This window comes from Streptomyces sp. NPDC001606 (genome assembly GCF_053596835.1).
Window position 1 is genome coordinate 48,919 of record NZ_JBSFHC010000021.1, and the last position, 16,834, is coordinate 65,752.

17 protein-coding genes are annotated in these 16,834 nt (G+C 70.0%); 9 read left to right on the plus strand and 8 right to left on the minus strand.

What is annotated here, in order from left to right; all coding sequences use genetic code 11:
* Entirely contained in the window at positions 1 to 2,397 is a 2,397-nt protein-coding gene (locus ACWCV9_RS30775; protein WP_450791468.1) for an HAD-IC family P-type ATPase, read from the minus strand.
* Between the two features lie 46 nt (positions 2,398 to 2,443).
* A complete protein-coding gene (locus ACWCV9_RS30780) occupies positions 2,444 to 2,716 on the minus strand; it encodes a DUF2530 domain-containing protein (protein ID WP_450791469.1) in 273 nt (90 codons plus the stop codon).
* A 168-nt stretch (positions 2,717 to 2,884) separates the two neighbouring features.
* On the opposite strand from ACWCV9_RS30780, the gene ACWCV9_RS30785 reads away from it, so the two are divergent.
* The gene (locus ACWCV9_RS30785) at positions 2,885 to 4,336 is read left to right on the plus strand and encodes an NCS2 family permease (protein WP_450791471.1); all 1,452 of its coding nucleotides are present in this window, start codon (positions 2,885 to 2,887) and stop codon (positions 4,334 to 4,336) included.
* Positions 4,337 to 4,352: 16 nt separating this feature from the next.
* Here ACWCV9_RS30785 and ACWCV9_RS30790 read toward each other — a convergent pair whose 3' ends face one another.
* On the minus strand, positions 4,353 to 4,535 hold the full coding sequence (locus ACWCV9_RS30790) for a ribbon-helix-helix protein, CopG family (protein WP_385842063.1): 183 nt from the start codon (positions 4,533 to 4,535) through the stop codon (positions 4,353 to 4,355).
* Between the two features lie 154 nt (positions 4,536 to 4,689).
* Here ACWCV9_RS30790 and ACWCV9_RS30795 point away from each other — a divergent pair, with 154 nt between their 5' ends.
* Positions 4,690 to 5,127: a MarR family winged helix-turn-helix transcriptional regulator gene (locus ACWCV9_RS30795; RefSeq protein ID WP_385842062.1), complete on the plus strand. Its 438-nt coding sequence runs from the start codon at positions 4,690 to 4,692 to the stop codon at positions 5,125 to 5,127.
* Between the two features lie 25 nt (positions 5,128 to 5,152).
* Positions 5,153 to 6,490, plus strand: a complete 1,338-nt coding sequence (locus ACWCV9_RS30800) for an MFS transporter (RefSeq protein WP_450791472.1) — start codon at positions 5,153 to 5,155, stop codon at positions 6,488 to 6,490.
* A gap of 203 nt (positions 6,491 to 6,693) precedes the next feature.
* Here ACWCV9_RS30800 and ACWCV9_RS30805 read toward each other — a convergent pair whose 3' ends face one another.
* Entirely contained in the window at positions 6,694 to 7,209 is a 516-nt protein-coding gene (locus ACWCV9_RS30805) for a GNAT family N-acetyltransferase (protein WP_450791473.1), read from the minus strand.
* 63 nt (positions 7,210 to 7,272) lie between these two features.
* Between ACWCV9_RS30805 and thpR the strand changes: the two genes are divergently transcribed.
* Positions 7,273 to 7,845, plus strand: coding sequence for an RNA 2',3'-cyclic phosphodiesterase (gene thpR, locus ACWCV9_RS30810; protein WP_450791475.1), 573 nt, complete (start codon positions 7,273 to 7,275; stop codon positions 7,843 to 7,845).
* A 157-nt stretch (positions 7,846 to 8,002) separates the two neighbouring features.
* Here the strand turns inward: thpR and ACWCV9_RS30815 are convergent, their stop codons facing one another.
* From ACWCV9_RS30815 to ACWCV9_RS30825, 3 genes are all read right to left on the minus strand, one after another.
* Positions 8,003 to 8,998, minus strand: coding sequence for an aldo/keto reductase (locus tag ACWCV9_RS30815; protein WP_450791476.1), 996 nt, complete (start codon positions 8,996 to 8,998; stop codon positions 8,003 to 8,005).
* A gap of 48 nt (positions 8,999 to 9,046) precedes the next feature.
* On the minus strand, positions 9,047 to 9,634 hold the full coding sequence (locus ACWCV9_RS30820) for a Uma2 family endonuclease (protein ID WP_450791478.1): 588 nt from the start codon (positions 9,632 to 9,634) through the stop codon (positions 9,047 to 9,049).
* Positions 9,635 to 9,721: 87 nt separating this feature from the next.
* Complete coding sequence (locus tag ACWCV9_RS30825; protein ID WP_450791480.1) at positions 9,722 to 10,405, minus strand: SGNH/GDSL hydrolase family protein; 684 nt, start codon at positions 10,403 to 10,405, stop codon at positions 9,722 to 9,724.
* A 179-nt stretch (positions 10,406 to 10,584) separates the two neighbouring features.
* Here ACWCV9_RS30825 and ACWCV9_RS30830 point away from each other — a divergent pair, with 179 nt between their 5' ends.
* The 5 genes from ACWCV9_RS30830 (at position 10,585) to ACWCV9_RS30850 (ending at position 15,525) form a co-directional block, all read left to right on the plus strand.
* Positions 10,585 to 11,601: a WD40 repeat domain-containing protein gene (locus ACWCV9_RS30830; protein ID WP_450791481.1), complete on the plus strand. Its 1,017-nt coding sequence runs from the start codon at positions 10,585 to 10,587 to the stop codon at positions 11,599 to 11,601.
* 134 nt (positions 11,602 to 11,735) lie between these two features.
* Positions 11,736 to 13,262, plus strand: coding sequence for a cellulase family glycosylhydrolase (locus tag ACWCV9_RS30835; protein ID WP_450791483.1), 1,527 nt, complete (start codon positions 11,736 to 11,738; stop codon positions 13,260 to 13,262).
* 178 nt (positions 13,263 to 13,440) lie between these two features.
* The gene (locus tag ACWCV9_RS30840; protein WP_450791485.1) at positions 13,441 to 14,238 is read left to right on the plus strand and encodes a VOC family protein; all 798 of its coding nucleotides are present in this window, start codon (positions 13,441 to 13,443) and stop codon (positions 14,236 to 14,238) included.
* A gap of 100 nt (positions 14,239 to 14,338) precedes the next feature.
* Positions 14,339 to 14,557 (plus strand): hypothetical protein, encoded by a 219-nt coding sequence (locus ACWCV9_RS30845; RefSeq protein WP_450791486.1) that lies wholly within the window; start codon positions 14,339 to 14,341, stop codon positions 14,555 to 14,557.
* Between the two features lie 53 nt (positions 14,558 to 14,610).
* A complete protein-coding gene (locus ACWCV9_RS30850; protein WP_450791487.1) occupies positions 14,611 to 15,525 on the plus strand; it encodes a hypothetical protein in 915 nt (304 codons plus the stop codon).
* 37 nt (positions 15,526 to 15,562) lie between these two features.
* Here ACWCV9_RS30850 and serC read toward each other — a convergent pair whose 3' ends face one another.
* Positions 15,563 to 16,681: a phosphoserine transaminase gene (gene serC / locus ACWCV9_RS30855; RefSeq protein WP_450791489.1), complete on the minus strand. Its 1,119-nt coding sequence runs from the start codon at positions 16,679 to 16,681 to the stop codon at positions 15,563 to 15,565.
* Between the last annotated feature and the right edge of the window lie 153 nt (positions 16,682 to 16,834).

Below are 16,834 nucleotides of genomic sequence, written 5' to 3' on the forward strand. Positions count from 1 at the left end.
TCACTCCGGAACGCGGCGGTCGACCCACTTCCAGGCACCCTCCAGGGCGGCCGCCGCCAGTACCGCGACGCCGACGGCGGTCCACGGCATCGCCAGCCCCACCAGCCGCAGCGCGAAGAACTCCTGGAGCGCCGGGACGGCGAGGACCAGCAGGAACGCCACCCCCATCGCCGCCACCAGGACCACCCGCCACCAGGTGTAGGGGCGGGCGACGATCGCCAGGACCCACATGGAGACCAGGAACAGGGTCAGCGTGGCCGCGCTGGTCTCCGCGTCCAGCCGGCCGGGGCCGGTGTAGTAGTGCCGGGCGGTCAGATACGTCACGAAGGTGGCCAGGCCCGCCACCAGCCCGCCCGGCACCGCGTACCGCATGACCCGGCGCACGAAGTGCGGTCTCGCCCGCTCCCGGTTGGGGGCAAGGGCCAGGAAGAAGGCCGGGACGCCGATGGTGAGCGTGGACAGCAGCGTCAGGTGCCGGGGCAGGAACGGGTACTCCACCTGCCAGCAGACCACCAGCACCGCCAGCAGCACCGAGTACACCGTCTTGACCAGGAACAGCGTCGCCACCCGCGTGATGTTGCCGATCACCCGGCGGCCCTCGCCGACCACCGAGGGCAGGCTCGCGAAACTGTTGTCCAGCAGCACGATCTGCGCCACCGCGCGCGTGGCCTCCGCGCCCGACCCCATGGCCACCCCGATGTCGGCGTCCTTCAGGGCGAGGACGTCGTTCACGCCGTCGCCGGTCATCGCGACCGTGTGCCCGCGCGACTGGAGCGCGCCGACCATGTCCCGCTTCTGCCGTGGGGTGACCCGCCCGAAGACGGTGCCCGCCTCCAGCGCCCGGGCCATCCCCGACGGGTCGGCCGGCAGCCGCCGCGCGTCCACGGCCGACCCGTCGAGCCCCAGCTTGGCCGCGACCGCGCCCACCGACACCGCGTTGTCCCCGGAGACGACCTTGGCGCGGACGTCCTGCTCGGCGAAGTAGCGCAGGGTGTCCGCCGCGTCGGCCCGCAGCCGCTGTTCCAGCACCACCAGGGCGGTGGGCCGGGCACCCCGGGCCGGCTCGGGGTCGTCCAGCTCACGGGCGGCCCGGGCCAGCAGCAGCACCCTGAGCCCCCGCTCGTTGAGCCGCTCGGTCTCGGCCAGCGCGGGGTCGCCATCGCCGAGCAGCACGTCCGGGGCGCCGAGCAGCCAGGTACTGGTCTCGCCGTCGCCCTCGCTGAACGCGGCCCCGCTGTACTTGCGGGCCGAGGAGAACGGCAGCGACTCCACACAGCGCCAGTCCTCGCTGTCCGGGTAGGCGTCGATGATCGCCTGGAGGGAGGCGTTGGGGCGCGGGTCGGACTCGCCGAGCGCGCCGAGCACCTGACGTACGTACGGCTCCTCCGCCCCGTCCAGCGGCCGCAGCTCGGTGACGTCCATGCCGCCCTCGGTGAGCGTGCCGGTCTTGTCCAGGCAGACGGTGTCGACCCGGGCCAGCCCTTCGATGGCCGGCAGCTCCTGCACCAGGCACTGCTGCCGGCCCAGCCGGATGACGCCGACCGCGAAGGCGACGGAGGTGAGCAGGACCAGCCCCTCCGGGACCATCGGCACGATCCCGCCGACGGTGCGGGCCACGGAGTCCTTCAGATCGTTGCTCTTGACCACGAGCTGGGTGACGACGAGCCCGATCGCGGCCGGGACCATCATCCAGGTGACGTACTTGAGGATCGTGGAGATGCCGGTGCGCAGCTCGGAGTGGACCAGGGTGAAGCGGGAGGCCTCCTCGGCGAGCTGGGCGGCGTAGGCCTCCCGGCCGACCTTGGTCGCCTGGTAGGAGCCGCCGCCCGCGACGACGAAGCTGCCGGACAGGACGGCGGCACCGGGGCGTTTCACCACCGGGTCGGCCTCGCCGGTGAGCAGCGACTCGTCGATCTCCAGCCCCTCGGCCTCCACGCAGACGCCGTCCACGACGACCTTGTCGCCGGGCCCGATCTCCAGCAGGTCGCCGAGGACGATCTCACGGGTGGGGATCTCCACGGCGGTGCCGTCCCGCCGTACGGTCGGCCGCGTCTCCCCGATCACCGCGAGCGCGTCCAGGGTCTGCTTGGCCCGCCACTCCTGGATGATGCCGATGCCGGTGTTGGCGAGGATCACGAAGCCGAAGAGGCTGTCCTGGATCGGCGCCACGAAGAGCATGATCAGCCACAGCACGCCGATGATCGCGTTGAACCGGGTGAAGACGTTGGCCCGGACGATCTCCCCGAGCGACCGGCTGCTGCGCACCGGGATGTCGTTGACCTGCCCGCGCGCCCGCCGCTCGGCCACCTCGGCCCCGGTCAGCCCGGCCGGCCCGGTCGCCGGCGGGGCCACCGGATGCACGGGGTCCAGCTCGGCGCCCGCGTCTGTGTGGGTCATGCATTCGACGGTACGTACAGATCCGCCGGGCCGCCCACCGATGGCGTCACTCGGCCGGGGCAGCGGTCCTCTTGATCGCCGCGTCCCGTTTGATCGCCGCGTCCCGCCTGCGGACGTACCAGACGCCGATCAGGCCCAGCCCACCGCCGGCCAGGCAGGTCCACAGCCACCAGGTGTGGTGGTGGTCCGCGAACCAGCCGTAGAAGGGGAGCTGCACCAGGAAGAGGACGAACCACACGATGGTGCCGCCGGTGATCGTGGCGACCACGGGCCCCTCCAGGGGCTCCGGCGCCTCGTGCTTGGGGGTCCACTTAGCCATGCGCACAGCTTAAGCCGACCGGCTGTCTCCCCTGTTGGACATATCTACGCGCGGAGATAGCGATCTACGGCTCATACGTTCATACTGAAACCGTTTGTCTTTGACCGCTTCTGTTCGTATGAAACGCCAACGAGGCTCGGGGGAACCCTCTTGGTGATGAGGTCTCGCATGTCCACCTCGGCACCTGCCAAGGTCCCCACCCCCGGCAAGCCGGACGGGGCGCCCGCTCAGAGCGCCCTCGACCGCTACTTCAAGATCTCCGAGCGCGGCAGCTCCGTCGTCCGGGAGATCCGTGGCGGTTTCGCCACCTTCTTTGCGATGGCGTACATCATCGTGCTGAACCCGATCATCCTGGGCAGCGCGAAGGACATGTACGGCCACCACCTGGACAACGGCCAGCTGGTGACCGCCACCGCGCTGACGGCCGCCTTCACCACCCTCCTCATGGGCGTCATCGGCAACGTCCCGATCGCGTGCGCCGCCGGCCTCGGCGTGAACTCCGTGGTCGCGCTCCAGCTGGCGCCCCGGATGACCTGGCCGGACGCGATGGGCATGGTCGTCCTGGCCGGCTTCGTGGTGATGCTGCTGGTGGCCACCGGTCTGCGGGAGCGCGTGATGAACGCGGTGCCGTTCGGTCTGCGCAAGGCGATCTCGATCGGCATCGGCCTGTTCATCATGCTGATCGGCCTGGTCGACTCCGGCTTCGTCAGCCGCATCCCGGACGCCGCCCAGACCACCGTCCCGCTCCAGCTCGGCACGGGCGGTCATCTGCTCGGCTGGCCGGTGCTGATCTTCATCCTCGGTGCGCTGCTGACCTTCGCGCTGATCGTCCGCAAGGTGCCGGGCGCGATCCTGATCTCGATCGTCGGCATGACCGTCCTCGCGATGATCATCGACGCCGTCGCCAAGGTCCCGTCCTGGGGCCTGACGGTCCCGAAGTGGCCCGGCAACCCGGTCGCCAGCCCCGACTTCGGCCTGATCGGCAAGGTCAGCCTGTTCGGCGGCTTCTCCAAGGTCGGCGTGCTGACCGGCGTCCTCTTCGTCTTCACGGTCCTGCTGTCGAGCTTCTTCGACGCGATGGGCACGATCATGGGCGTCAGCGACGAGGCCAAGCTGACCGACGCCCAGGGCTACATGCCCGGCATCAACAAGGTCCTCTTCGTCGACGGCCTCGCGGTCGCGGCGGGCGGTGCGAGCTCCGCCTCGGCCAACACGGCGTTCGTGGAGTCCACGGCCGGTGTCGGCGAGGGCGCCCGCACGGGCCTCGCGAACGTGGTCACCGGCGCTCTCTTCGCCGTCGCGCTGTTCCTCACCCCGGTCGCCACGATGGTCCCGTCCCAGGCGGCCACCCCGGCGCTGATCGCGGTCGGCTTCCTGATCCTGTCCAACTCGATCAAGGAGATCGACTGGGCGGACTACACGATCGCGATCCCGGCCTTCGTGACGATGCTGATGATGCCGTTCACCTACTCGATCACGAACGGCATCGGCATGGGCTTCATCACCTTCGTGGTGCTGCGCCTGGTCGCCGGACGCGGCCGGGAGATCCCGGTCCCGATGTACGTCGTCTCGGCGGTCTTCGCCTTCTTCTACCTGATGCCGGCCCTGGGTCTGACCTGACCCGTTCCCTACGGCGTCAGGTGACCCCGTAGAACCTCTCCGTCTCCTCGACGGCGGTCTGGAACCGTTCGTCGAAGTCGTCCCGGATGAGCGTGCGGACCACATAGTCCTGCACGCTCATTCCTCTTTTCGCCGCGTGATGCCGGAGCCGTTCGAGCAGCTCCCCGTCTATCCGCAGGCTGAGCACACTGGTCGCCATGCGTACGAGGGTCGCCACACCCGGCCGCCCGCTGTGTTCCTTTCCGGACCTGTGTCACCCGTACGGGTGATCAAAGGATTCAGTGGTCGGTATCACGGGCATTCGCGCGCGTTCCGGTGGTCCTTAGTCAGGGTAATGAGTTACTCTAAAGAACATGCAGGACCTCACCCATGGCGACGACGCGGCCGCCGTGAACTCACTCCGCTCCGCCGTGATGCGGCTGTCCCGTCGCCTCAAGCACCAGCGGGTCGACGAGTCGCTGAGCCCCACCGAGATGTCGGTGCTCGGCACCCTGGCCCGCTGCGGCAGCGCCACCCCGGGCGAGCTCGCCCGCAAGGAACACGTCCAGCCGCCGTCGATGACCCGCATCGTCGCACTGCTGGAGGCCAAGGGGCTGGTCCGGCTGGAGCCGCACCCCGAGGACCGGCGTCAGAAGGTCGTCACCCAGACCGAGCAGGCCGAGGCCATGCTCGAGGAGAGCCGCCGCAAGCGGAACGCATTCCTCGCCGGTCTGGTCGAAGGCCTGGACGACGAGGAGTGGGCGACCCTGCGCGCCGCTGCCCCGGTCCTGGAGAAGCTCGCACACCTGTAAGCGCGGCCTGAGGAGGCGAACCCTTTTGAGTACGGGACCCGGAACACCTTCCGCCCCCGCACCGACCACCCACAACCCCCGCACATCCTCGATGTTCAGCTCGCTGAGGATCCGGAACTACCGCCTCTTCTTCCTCGGCCAGGTCGTCTCCAACACCGGCACCTGGATGCAGCGCATCGCCCAGGACTGGCTGGTCCTGAGCCTCACCGGCTCCTCCGCGGCCGTGGGCATCACCACCGCCCTCCAGTTCCTGCCGATGCTCCTCCTCGGCCTGTACGGCGGCGTCCTCGTCGACCGCCTGCCCAAGCGCCCGACGCTGCTGGTGACCCAGGCGGCGATGGCCCTGACCGGCCTCGCGCTCGCCTTCCTGACCCTGTCCGGCCATGTCCAGGTCTGGCACGTCTACGTCGCCGCCCTCGCCGTCGGCCTCGCCACCGTGGTCGACAACCCGGCCCGCCAGTCCTTCGTCTCCGAGATGGTCGGCCCCGAGCAGCTCCAGAACGCGGTCAGCCTCAACTCGGCGAACTTCCAGTCCGCCCGTCTCGTCGGCCCCGCCGTCGCCGGTCTCCTGATCACCGGCGTGGGCACCGGCTGGGCGTTCCTCGCCAACGGCCTGTCCTTCGCCGCGCCCATCGCCGGCCTGCTGCTGATGCGCGCCCGCGAACTGCACGTGGTCGAGCGCGCGCCGCGCGGCAAGGGCCAGCTGCGGGAAGGCCTGCGCTATGTGGCCGGCCGGCCGGAGCTGGTCTGGCCGATCGTCCTGGTCGGGTTCATCGGCACCTTCGGCTTCAACTTCCCGGTCTGGCTCACCGCCTACGCGGACCACATATTCCACGCCGGCGCCGGCTCCTACAGCCTCTTCAACACCCTGATGGCCGCCGGCTCCCTGTGCGGCGCCCTGCTGGCCGCCCGCCGGGGCACGGCCCGGCTGCGCGTCCTGATCGCCGCCGCGCTGGCCTTCGGCGTCCTGGAGACCGTGGCCGCGCTGGCCCCGTCGTACTGGCTGTTCGCGCTCCTCATGGTGCCGATCGGCATCGCCGGCCTCACGGTCAACGTCACCGCGAACACCGCGGTGCAGATGGCCACCGACCCCGCCATGCGGGGCCGGGTGATGGCCCTGTTCATGATGGTCTTCATGGGCGGCACGCCGCTGGGCGCGCCGATCGTCGGCTGGATCACCGACACCTACGGCCCCCGGGTGGGCTTCGCCTGCGGCGGCCTCGTCTCGGCGGCCGCCGCAGTCGCCATCGGCCTGATCCTCACCCGGGTCGGCGGCCTACGGGTAGCGCTCCGCTGGCATCGCGGCCACCCCCGCCTGCACTTCATCCCGAAGGAGGAGCAGGAGCTGGCCGCGGCGGCCTAAGAAGTGGGGGTGCGGATCCGTTGCCGGGTGCGGGTCCGTCCCTGGCCGCTCGCGCAGTTCCCCGCGCCCCTTCGGGCGCGCTAGCTGCGGGCAGTCGTGCCGCTGGGGGCGGCACGGGTGGGCGCAGCGGCACCCCGCAAGCGCGGGTGAGCGGAACACCCCCCGGCCAGCCACAGCACACGGCACCCGGCAAGCCAAGTCCGCTACAGCACCCTCTTCGCCAGCACCTGCCCCGGCCACGCCTCCTCGCCCACCGTGAACGCCTCGGTCCGCATGAACCCGTTGCTCTCGTAGTACGCGACCAGCTTCCCGTCGTCCCCCGCGTAGCAGTCCACCCGCAGCAAGGACACCCCGGCCCGCCGCGTCTCCTCCGCCGCGTGCGCGAGCAGCGCCGCCCCCGCACCCCGCCCCCTGAAACGGCGGTCGGTGGCAAAGAGGTGGATGTACCGCTCGGGTTCGTCGGCGGGCTCCAGATAGGACCCCGGGCGCTTGCTCAGGGTCAGCGTGGCGGCGGGCGTGCCGTCTATCTCGGCGATGTACGGGGTGCCCTCGGCGGCGTACCGGTGCACCAGCTCCACGGCCCGCTCGTTCGTCGACCATGGCTCGGTCCCCCACTGCCCGGTCCGCCCCTGTGAGACGAGCCACTCCACGGCGCTGTCGAGCATGCCGAGGATGAGGGGAGCGTCGTCGGGGCCACCGGTGCGGATGCTGATCGTCATGGGCCCATCCTGCCCGCGCCGTCATGGGGAGGCGACGGCATTTCGGTCTGGGATGGTGAGGGCATGAGACTCTTCGCCGCCGTACTGCCCCCGGAGGACATCACCCGCCAACTCGCCGCCGAAGTCGACCGGTTGAAGCAGCTGCCGGGCGCCGCCGGCCTGCGCTGGACGGGACGCCCCGGCTGGCACTTCACCCTCGCCTTCTACGGCGAGGTCGCCGACGATCTCGTACCGGACCTGTCGGACCGGCTGGCCCGCGCGGCCCACCGTACGGACCCCTTCGAGCTGGCCCTCTCCGGCGGGGGCCAGTTCGGGCAGGGCCGGGCGCTGTGGACCGGCGCGTCGGGCGAGGTGGAGGCGCTGCGCCTGCTGGCCGACCGCGCCGAGGCGGCGGCCCGCAAGGCGGGCCTGCCGATGGGCGAACACCGCCGCTACAAGGCCCACCTGACGCTGGCCAGAAGCCGGGAGGCGGTCGACGTACGGCCGTATGTGCAGCTCCTGCGCGAGTTCACCGGAGACACCTGGACCGTGACCGACCTGGCCCTGGTGCGCAGCAACCTGCCCCGGTCCGGAGTGCCGGGGGAACAGCCCCGCTACGAGGCGGTCGCCCGCTGGGCACTGGGCGGGGCCGGTTAGGCTCGATGGCGTGGACCCGAAGACGCGAAACCGGATCATGGCCGGTGTGTTGGTGTTGATGTTTGCGGTCGTCGCCTTGGCGTCGGCCGTCAGGTAGCGCCCGGGGGCCTGCGGGGCCGCATCTCGCATGCGCCCCCGCGCCCCCGTGCACCCTCGGTCACCAGGCGAAGGCCTCCGGCGACGGTCCCGGCCCCGGGAAGATCTCGTCCAGGTCGGCCAGCACCTCCTCGCTCAGCTCCAGCTCGACCGCCCGCAGCGCGGACTCCAGCTGCTCGGCGGTGCGCGGGCCGACGATCGGGCCGGTCACCGCGGGCCGGGTGAGCAGCCAGGCCAGGGCGGCCTCGCCGGGCTCCAGACCGTGCTTGTCGAGAAGATCCTCGTACGACTGGACCCGGGCGCGGGCGGCCGGGTCGGCGAGGACCTGGGCGGCCCGCCCGGAGGCCCGGCGCGCGCCCTGCCCCTCCTTCTTGATCACCCCGCCGAGCAGGCCGCCGTGCAGCGGGGACCAGGGGATGACCCCGAGGCCGTACTCCTGCGCGGCCGGGAGCACCTCCATCTCGGCGCGCCGCTCGTAGAGGTTGTACAGGCACTGCTCGCTGACCAGGCCGAGGGTGCCGCCGCGGCGGGCGGCGGTCTCGTTGGCCTGGGCGATCTTGTAGCCGGGGAAGTTGGAGGAGCCGGCGTAGAGGATCTTGCCCTGCTGGACCAGGACGTCGATGGCCTGCCAGATCTCGTCGAAGGGGGTGTTCCGGTCGATGTGGTGGAACTGGTAGACGTCGATGTGGTCGGTCTGCAGCCGCTTCAGACTGGCGTCGACGGCCCGCCGGATGTTGAGGGCGGAGAGCTTGTCGTGGTTGGGCCAGACGTCGTCGCCGTCCGCGCCCATGTGTGCGTACACCTTGGTGGCGAGCACGACCTTGTCGCGCCGTCCGCCGCCCTGGGCGAACCAGTTGCCGATGATGCTCTCGGTCCGGCCCTTGTTCTCGCCCCATCCGTAGACGTTGGCGGTGTCGAAGAAGTTGATGCCCGCGTCCAGCGCCGCGTCCATGATGGCGTGGCTGTCGGCCTCCTCGGTCTGTGGACCGAAGTTCATCGTCCCGAGGACGAGCCGGCTGACCTTGAGCCCCGTGCGTCCAAGCTGCGTGTACTTCATGGTCCACCAGCCAACGTCCTGGAGTGCGCTCAAGGCAAGGGGAGTTGGTCAGTCGCGGGGGAACTCGTCGGTCTTGAGGGTGAGGCCGAGGGGGGTGGTGGTCATGTCGAGGTCCGCTCCGAAGACGACGGTCAGCTCGCTGAGGTACTCGCCGTCCTTGGGCTGGGTGTGCAGATGGCACCTGCCCTGGTACGGGTCGACGATGAGGTAGACGGGGACTTCGGCGGTGGCGTAGGCGGTCTTCTTGGGGCCGTAGTCGTTGCGCGCGGTGTCCCTGGAGATGACTTCGGCGACGAATTCGACGTCCTGATAACGAAAGCGGCCTTTGTCGTCCTTTACGGATCCCTTGGCCAGCGCTGCCACATCACAGGCGAAACCGTTCAGATGCCCCGGGAAGTCGATGCGTACGTCTGATGCCAGCCGCTCGATCGGATACGTGCTCCGCAACTGATCCAGGACGCGGAAAATGATCTCCCAGTGGTTGGCCCGCTGCGGCGACATGAAGATGTGCCCCCCGACGATCTCGACTTTCGTTCCCTCGGGGATGGGCATCTTGTCGAGCCACTCGAACATGACGTCCAGAGTCAGCTCGCCGCTCTCCTCGGCCATCTCGATCCTGTCTTCGAGGACGGTCATCGTGGCGCTCCTCCGCGGCTGCCCACGGACGAGTGCAGCCGCGCGGTTCAACGATATGCACGGTGACGAGGAGACGCCGCAGTCAGGTCAATCCGTTCCGGCCACGAACCTCTGTCCGAGTCCCCACGCCTCCCGCATCGCCCCGGCGAACGCCTCCGCGATCCGGTGCTCACCGCTCGCGTTGGGATGGGTGCCGTCGTAGGTGTCGGTGTGGATGTCGTACGGCCGTGGCGGCGAGGCCAGCAGGAGGGGCGAGCGGGGCTCGTCCAGGTCGGCGGCCGTTTTCGCGAGGAGGTCGTTGAAGAGGTCGACCTGCGCGGCGAAGGGCGCGTCGGCCTCGGCCCGTATGTTCGGTATGACCGGCAGCAGCACCGTGCGGATGCGCGGGTTCGCCGCCCGGGCGCCGGTGACGAAGGCCCGTACGTTCTCCGCGGTCTGCTCGGCGTTGGTGTAGAAGCCCAGGTCGATCAGTCCGAGCGAGACCAGCAGCACATCCGCCCGGTGCTCCCGCACCGCCGGGCCGATCAGCGGGGCCATGTGCAGCCAGCCCTCGCCCCAGCCGGCCAGGTGGGCGCGGGGGAAGTCGGGCTCGGCGTAGGCGAGGGAGGTCGGGGCCTCGGTCTGCTTGTCGTACAGCGTCTCGCGCGGGCCGACGAAGGTGAAAGGACCGTCGTACGCCGTGCACAGATGCCGCCACAGCCGGTAACGCCATGTGTGTTCGCCCGCGCTTCCGATGGTCATGGAGTCGCCTACGGGCATGAACCTGAGCATCCGCTCATGATGGACGATCACGCGTGCGCATGGGATGTGAGGGCCGCCACGCCGGCCGCCACGCGGGTCACTCCTGGGTCACCCCTGGGCCACCCCCGGGCCCCCACCCGTGGGGACCCTGGGCCACCACCTGGCCGCCTCGGCCGGTGAACGCGGAGCGGGGATGGCAGGCTTGGGGGATGCGTCGATCGTCCGCCCGCCTCGCCCGAGCCCTGTCCGCCGGAGCGCTGCTCGCCGGCGTCTGCGCGCTGCCCGCGGTCCCCGCCTCCGCCGCCCCGGCCGACGGCGCCGGTGACCAGGGATTCACCCTGAAGGACCCCCGGATCGCCGAGTCCAGCGGGCTCGCCGCCTCGCATCTGCACCCCGGCATCTACTGGACGCACAATGACAGCGGCGACGGGCCGTACATCTACGCCGTGGACAGCGCGACCGGGAAGACGGTCGCCCGTATCACCCTGCGCGGTGTCGGCTCCCCGCGCGATGTGGAGGCGATCTCCGTCGGCCCGCACGACGAGATCTACGTCGGCGACATCGGTGACAACTTCGGCGGCAGATGGCCGTACGTCTGGATCTACCGGCTGCCCGAGCCGAAGGTCCTCAAGGACCAGACGGTCACCGCCACGCAGTACGTGGTGAAGTACGAGGACGGTCCGCGGGACGCCGAGTCGCTGGTCGTCCACCCGAAGACCGGGCGCGTCTACATCATCGACAAGAAGCAGGACGGCGGGCATCTCTACGAGGGCCCGGCCACCCTCTCCACCTCCGGCGCGAACATCTTCAAGCCCGTCGCCCCGGTCGACCTGTGGGCCACCGACGCGGCCTTCTCCCCGGACGGCCGGCAGCTCGCCGTGCGCGGCTACTTCGGCGGGATCTACTACGACTGGAACGGCGGCCGGATCAAACGCGCGGGCCAGCTGGACGTGCCGTTGCAGGGACAGGGCGAGGGTCTCAGCTACTCCCCGGACGGGACGAAGCTGCTGTACGGCAGCGAGGGCGCGGAGAGTGCGGTGGAGGCGAAGGACGCGCCCGGCCGCCCCTCCGACGACGAACCGGGCGGCAGCGCGAGCGCGGCCTCCGGGGGCGGCTCGGGTCTCACCGGGTTCGGGAGCGGCTCCGGCGTCGGGGTCGGCGCGGCCGTCATCGCCGTGGGCGCGCTCGCCCTGCTCGGGCTGCGCAGGCTGCGGCGACGGGGGTGAGGGGGCCGAGCGGCACCCGCTGTTCCCGACCGAAATCTTGACGTGCGCATGGTCTCCGGGTTGGCTGGAGGCGAGCGGTTTATGGGAGCGCTCCCATAGTTCCGGGGCCGCACCTCCGAGAGGAGACCAGGCACATGTTCCGCAGTTTGCGAAGAGCCCTGTGCGCGGCCGGGGCGGCGCTCCTGTTGCCCCTGGCGGGGCTGGCCGGGGCGCAGACCGCCCACGCGGACACCGCACCCGGGGCCGGTTACTGGCACACCAGCGGCCGCCAGATCCTGGACGCGGCCGGTCATCCGGTGCGTATCGCCGGGGTCAACTGGTTCGGCTTCGAGACCACCAACAAGGTGGTCCACGGCCTGTGGTCCCGGGACTACAAGAGCATGATCGACCAGATGCGGTCGCTCGGCTACAACACCATCCGGCTGCCCTACAGCGACGACATCTTCAAGCCGGGCGCGATGCCCGACAGCATCGACTTCTCCGGCGGGAAGAACACCGACCTCCAGGGCCTGACCTCGCTCCAGGTCATGGACAAGGTCGTGGCGTACGCTGGCCAGGACGGCCTGAAGGTCATTCTGGACCGGCACCGCCCGGACTCCGCGGGCCAGTCGGCGCTCTGGTACACCTCCTCCGTCCCCGAGTCGACGTGGATCGCCGACCTCAAGGCGCTGGCGACCCGCTATCTCAACCAGGACACGGTCATCGGCATCGACCTGCACAACGAGCCCCACGATCCCGCCTGTTGGGGCTGCGGCGACCAGGCCACCGACTGGCGCCTGGCCGCCGAGCGGGCCGGTAACGCGGTGCTGTCCGTCAACCCGAATCTGCTGGTCTTCGTCGAGGGCGTGCAGTCGTACAACGGCGCCTCGTACTGGTGGGGCGGCAATCTGATGGGCGTCGGCCAGTACCCGGTGCGGCTCAGCGTGCCCAACCGGGTGGTGTACTCCGCCCACGACTACGCCACCAGCGTCGCCCAGCAGAGCTGGTTCAGCGATCCGTCCTTCCCGGCCAACATGCCGGGCATCTGGGACAAGTACTGGGGCTACATCTTCAGGCAGAACATCGCCCCGGTGTGGGTCGGTGAATTCGGTACGACGCTCCAGTCGACCGTCGACCAGAAGTGGCTGGCGGCGCTGGTGAGTTACCTGAGGCCGACGTCGACGTACGGGGCCGACGCCTTCCAGTGGACGTTCTGGTCCTGGAACCCCGACTCGGGGGACACGGGCGGCATCCTCAAGGACGACTGGGCGACCGTGGACACCGCCAAGGACGGATACCTGACCAGCATCAAGGCACCGCTGTTCGGCAGCTCGGGAAGCGGTGGTGGCGGTGGCGGTGGCGGTGGCGGCGGGGGCACCTCGGCGAGTTGCAGCGCGACCTACTCCGTCAGCAGCGACTGGGGGAGCGGCTTCAACGCCGATGTGACGGTGCGGAACACCGGCACGACCGCGCTGTCGTCCTGGAAGGTGACGTGGACGTGGAGCGGCTCGCAGCGGATCAGCAATATGTGGAACGCGACGTACACGCAGAGCGGCTCGACGGTCACGGCCGTGAACGCACCGCAGAACGGCAGTGTGCCGGCGGGCGGTTCGGCGAGCTTCGGCTTCGGCGCGGCGCCGGGCGGCGCCGCCGTACCGAGCGTGAGCTGCACCGCCTCCTGACGGGCGGCGGATACCGGGCCTGACCACGGCGAGGGCCCGCATCTCCTCCGGGGGGTGCGGGCCCTCGCCGCACGGCTGACGACTTTCCAGCCCGACGCGCAACCAAATATCAGCTTTCGCCCGACAATGCGGCAAAGTGTCCACCGGTCCATGACCCACCACACTGGAGGACGCTGCCGTGCTCTCGACCGACTTCGTCCCGGGCGCGCCGAACTGGCTCGACCTGGGAACGCCCGACACCGCTGCGGCCGCCGCCTTCTACGGCACGGTGTTCGGCTGGGAACTCCAGTCGGCCGGACCCGACGCCGGGGGCTACGGGTTCTTCAGGCTCGACGGCAAGGTGGTCGGCGGGATCGGCCCGCTGACCGAGGAGGGGGCCGCGTCCTCCTGGACGGTCTACTTCCACACCCCCGACGCGGACGCCACCGCCGAGGCCGTGAAGCGGGCGGGCGGCAGGGTGCGCGTCGCCCCCGCCGACGTCTTCTCCGCGGGGCGCATGGCCCAGTTCACCGACTCCACCGGTGCGGACTTCGCCGTATGGCAGCCGGGCGAGACAACCGGTTTCGAGACCGTCGGGGTGCCGGGAGCCCTGTGCTGGACCGAGCTGTACACCACCGACACGGCGGCGGCCCGGGCCTTCTACGGCGCGGTGTTCTCCTGGCAGTTCCAGGACTGGCCCCTGGACCCGGACCTCGCCTACACGGTGGTGTCCCCGGCCGGGGGCGGCCAGGAGGCGGGCCAGGGCGGCATCATGCAGCTGCAACAGCAGCACCTGGACGCCGGTACCACCCCGGAGTGGCACCCCTACTTCGCGGTGGCCGACTGCGACGCCACGGTGGCCACGGCGACGGAGGCCGGCGCCACGGTGCTCATCCCGGCGATGGACGTCGAGGGAGTGGGCCGCCTGGCCATGCTCCTGGACCCGACGGGAGCGGCCTTCGCCCTGCTGACGCCGGACCCGTCGATGGGGGGCTGAGCGGACAGCCCAGCTCGCGGCGCCCTCGGTTCGGCGAACAGGTCACCAGGGCGAGGGCGTCGGAGGCGGTCCCCGAGGGCCCCTCGGCAACTCGTTCGTCGTGCTGGACGATCGCCTGGCCGTGGTCGAGGACTGGCACGCCGAACTCTGGCTCGACGACGCCGAAACGATCGCTTTGGGCCGCCGCGTCTGGGACACCTTCGCCGAGTCCGCCGTTTTCGGCGCCGAGGCCCAGCAAGTGATCGCCCGCGTCCGCCGGAGCATCAAGGTCGGAGGACTGTTCTGCATATTCCAAAGGCGTATTCACTCATCCGACTGACCCTTCCGCCGTACACCCCGGCTGATCGGGCTCCCGTGGCTACGTTCCGTCGCATGGTCAGCTCACCGCATGACACCATGCACCACATCTTCCGCAAGGAGCCGGATCTGCTCGCCCGGCTCCTGCCGCGGGCGGGTATGGAGTTCCCCGAGTACCACTCGATCGAGCCGCTGGACACCGACCTCACCGAGATCAGGCCGTTGGAGCGGAGGGTCGACAGCCTCTTCCGGGTCCGGACGGCCGGGAGCGAGGGCGGTTTTCTGCTCGCCGTCGAGTCGCAGGGCAAGCCGGACCGCGACAAGCACAACAGCTGGACGTACTACATGGCGCATCTGTACGCCAAGTACCGGCTGCCGCCCATCCTGTTGGTCGTGTGCCAGGATAAGAAAACGGCGTCCTGGGCTGCGGAGCCCATTCGCATCGGTAGCGACTTCCACACCAGCATGCAGGTCTTCCCGCTGGTGCTGGGACCGAAGAACCTGCCGGTCATCACCGACCCGGACGAGGCGGCGAAGGACCTTCCCGCCACCGTGTTCTCCGTGCTCGCCCACGCCAAAGATCCGGGTGTGCTTGCCATACTGGACGAGGTCGGGCCGGTGGTGGGGCCCCATCAGGAGTGGGCAGAAATCATCGAGATGGGTCTGGGTGACGGCCCGGCCCGTGACCACTGGAGGAAGCTGATGGACGTGTACACCCCGGTCTTCCCTGGCGCGGGCACCGTGATGGAGGAGGCTTGGCGGAAGGTCGTCGCCTACGGGGAGGCGAAGGGCGAGGCGAAGGCCGTTCTTCGGGTTCTTGATGCGCGGGGCATCGAGGTCTCCGACGCCGTCCGCGAGCGGGTCATGGCCTGCACCGAGCTCGACGTGCTGGAAGCCTGGCTCGACCGCTCCCTGACCGCGACGGTCGCCGAAGAGCTGTTCGCCGGAGAGGGAGAGCAGGGTTCCGTAGCCGCGAAGGGCGCCCGGTGACGATCACCGGGCGCCCTTCGTCGTACGTGCCGAGAGGTCAGAGCTTCTCGATGACGTAGTCGATGCAGTGCGTCAGCGCCTCGACGTCCGCCGGGTCGACCGCCGGGAACATCGCGATGCGCAGCTGGTTGCGGCCGAGCTTGCGGTAGGGCTCGGTGTCCACGATGCCGTTGGCGCGCAGCACCTTGGCGACGGCGGCCGCGTCGACCTCGTCGGAGAAGTCGATCGTGCCGATGACCTGGGAGCGCTTGGCCGGCTCGGTGACGAACGGGGTGGCGTACTTGGACTCCTCCGCCCAGGTGTACAGGCGGGTCGAGGAGTCCTTGGTGCGGGCCGCGGACCAGGCGAGACCGCCGTGGCCGTTGAGCCACTCCAGCTGCTGGTTCAGCAGGAAGAGGGTGGCGAGCGCCGGGGTGTTGTACGTCTGGTTCTTGCGGGAGTTGTCGATCGCCGTCGGCAGGCTGAAGAACTCCGGGATGTGGCGGCCGGACGCGTGGACGCGCTCGGCGCGCTCGATCGCGGCCGGGGAGAAGACACCGATCCACAGGCCGCCGTCGGAGGCGAAGGACTTCTGCGGGGCGAAGTAGTAGACGTCGGTCTCGGACACGTCCACCGGGAGACCGCCGGCGCCGGAGGTGGCGTCCACCAGGACCAGCGCGCCTTCGTCGGCACCCTCGACCCGCTTGATCGGCATGGCGACGCCGGTCGAGGTCTCGTTGTGGGTGAAGGCGTAGACGTCGACGCCGGCCTCGGCCCGCGCCTCCGGGTGGGTGCCCGGGTCGCCGGCGATGACGGTCGGCTCGGCCAGCCAGGGGGCGAGCTTGGCGGCCTTGGCGAACTTCGAGGAGAACTCGCCGAAGGTGAGGTGCTGGGACTTGTTCTCGATCAGTCCGTGGGTGGCGATGTCCCAGAAGGCGGTGGAGCCGCCGTTGCCGAGGACGACCTCGTACCCCTCGGGCAGGGAGAACAGGGAGCTGATGCCCTCGCGGACCTGGCCCACCAGGTTCTTGACGGGCGCCTGGCGGTGGGAGGTGCCCATGAGGGACGTACCGGTGGCGGCGAGGGCGTCCAGCGCCTCGGTCCGCACCTTGGAGGGGCCCGCACCGAAGCGTCCGTCGGCGGGCTTGATGTCAGCGGGGATCTGGATGTCGGCCACGAGTCGGAGGGTATCGGCTGGGTGAAACCGGATGGAACGGTGTCCGTCCGATGAGACGAGATCGACGGTTCGTGGACTTGTGAATTTGTACGACGATATGGGCGACCCTGTGGAAAAGTTTCGGTGACGGAGCGTGATCGGGCGCATCCTGGA

Excerpts from the sequence above, each read along its gene's own strand:
- ACWCV9_RS30775 (WP_450791468.1), bottom strand. The coding sequence starts at position 2,397 with ATGACCCACACAGACGCGGGCGCCGAGCTGGACCCCGTGCATCCGGTG.
- ACWCV9_RS30780 (WP_450791469.1), bottom strand. The coding sequence starts at position 2,716 with ATGGCTAAGTGGACCCCCAAGCACGAGGCGCCGGAGCCCCTGGAGGGG.
- ACWCV9_RS30785 (WP_450791471.1), top strand. The coding sequence starts at position 2,885 with ATGTCCACCTCGGCACCTGCCAAGGTCCCCACCCCCGGCAAGCCGGAC.
- ACWCV9_RS30790 (WP_385842063.1), bottom strand. The coding sequence starts at position 4,535 with ATGGCGACCAGTGTGCTCAGCCTGCGGATAGACGGGGAGCTGCTCGAA.
- ACWCV9_RS30795 (WP_385842062.1), top strand. The coding sequence starts at position 4,690 with ATGCAGGACCTCACCCATGGCGACGACGCGGCCGCCGTGAACTCACTC.
- ACWCV9_RS30805 (WP_450791473.1), bottom strand. The coding sequence starts at position 7,209 with ATGACGATCAGCATCCGCACCGGTGGCCCCGACGACGCTCCCCTCATC.
- thpR (WP_450791475.1), top strand. The coding sequence starts at position 7,273 with ATGAGACTCTTCGCCGCCGTACTGCCCCCGGAGGACATCACCCGCCAA.
- ACWCV9_RS30815 (WP_450791476.1), bottom strand. The coding sequence starts at position 8,998 with ATGAAGTACACGCAGCTTGGACGCACGGGGCTCAAGGTCAGCCGGCTC.
- ACWCV9_RS30820 (WP_450791478.1), bottom strand. The coding sequence starts at position 9,634 with ATGACCGTCCTCGAAGACAGGATCGAGATGGCCGAGGAGAGCGGCGAG.
- ACWCV9_RS30825 (WP_450791480.1), bottom strand. The coding sequence starts at position 10,405 with ATGCTCAGGTTCATGCCCGTAGGCGACTCCATGACCATCGGAAGCGCG.
- ACWCV9_RS30830 (WP_450791481.1), top strand. The coding sequence starts at position 10,585 with ATGCGTCGATCGTCCGCCCGCCTCGCCCGAGCCCTGTCCGCCGGAGCG.
- ACWCV9_RS30835 (WP_450791483.1), top strand. The coding sequence starts at position 11,736 with ATGTTCCGCAGTTTGCGAAGAGCCCTGTGCGCGGCCGGGGCGGCGCTC.
- ACWCV9_RS30850 (WP_450791487.1), top strand. The coding sequence starts at position 14,611 with ATGGTCAGCTCACCGCATGACACCATGCACCACATCTTCCGCAAGGAG.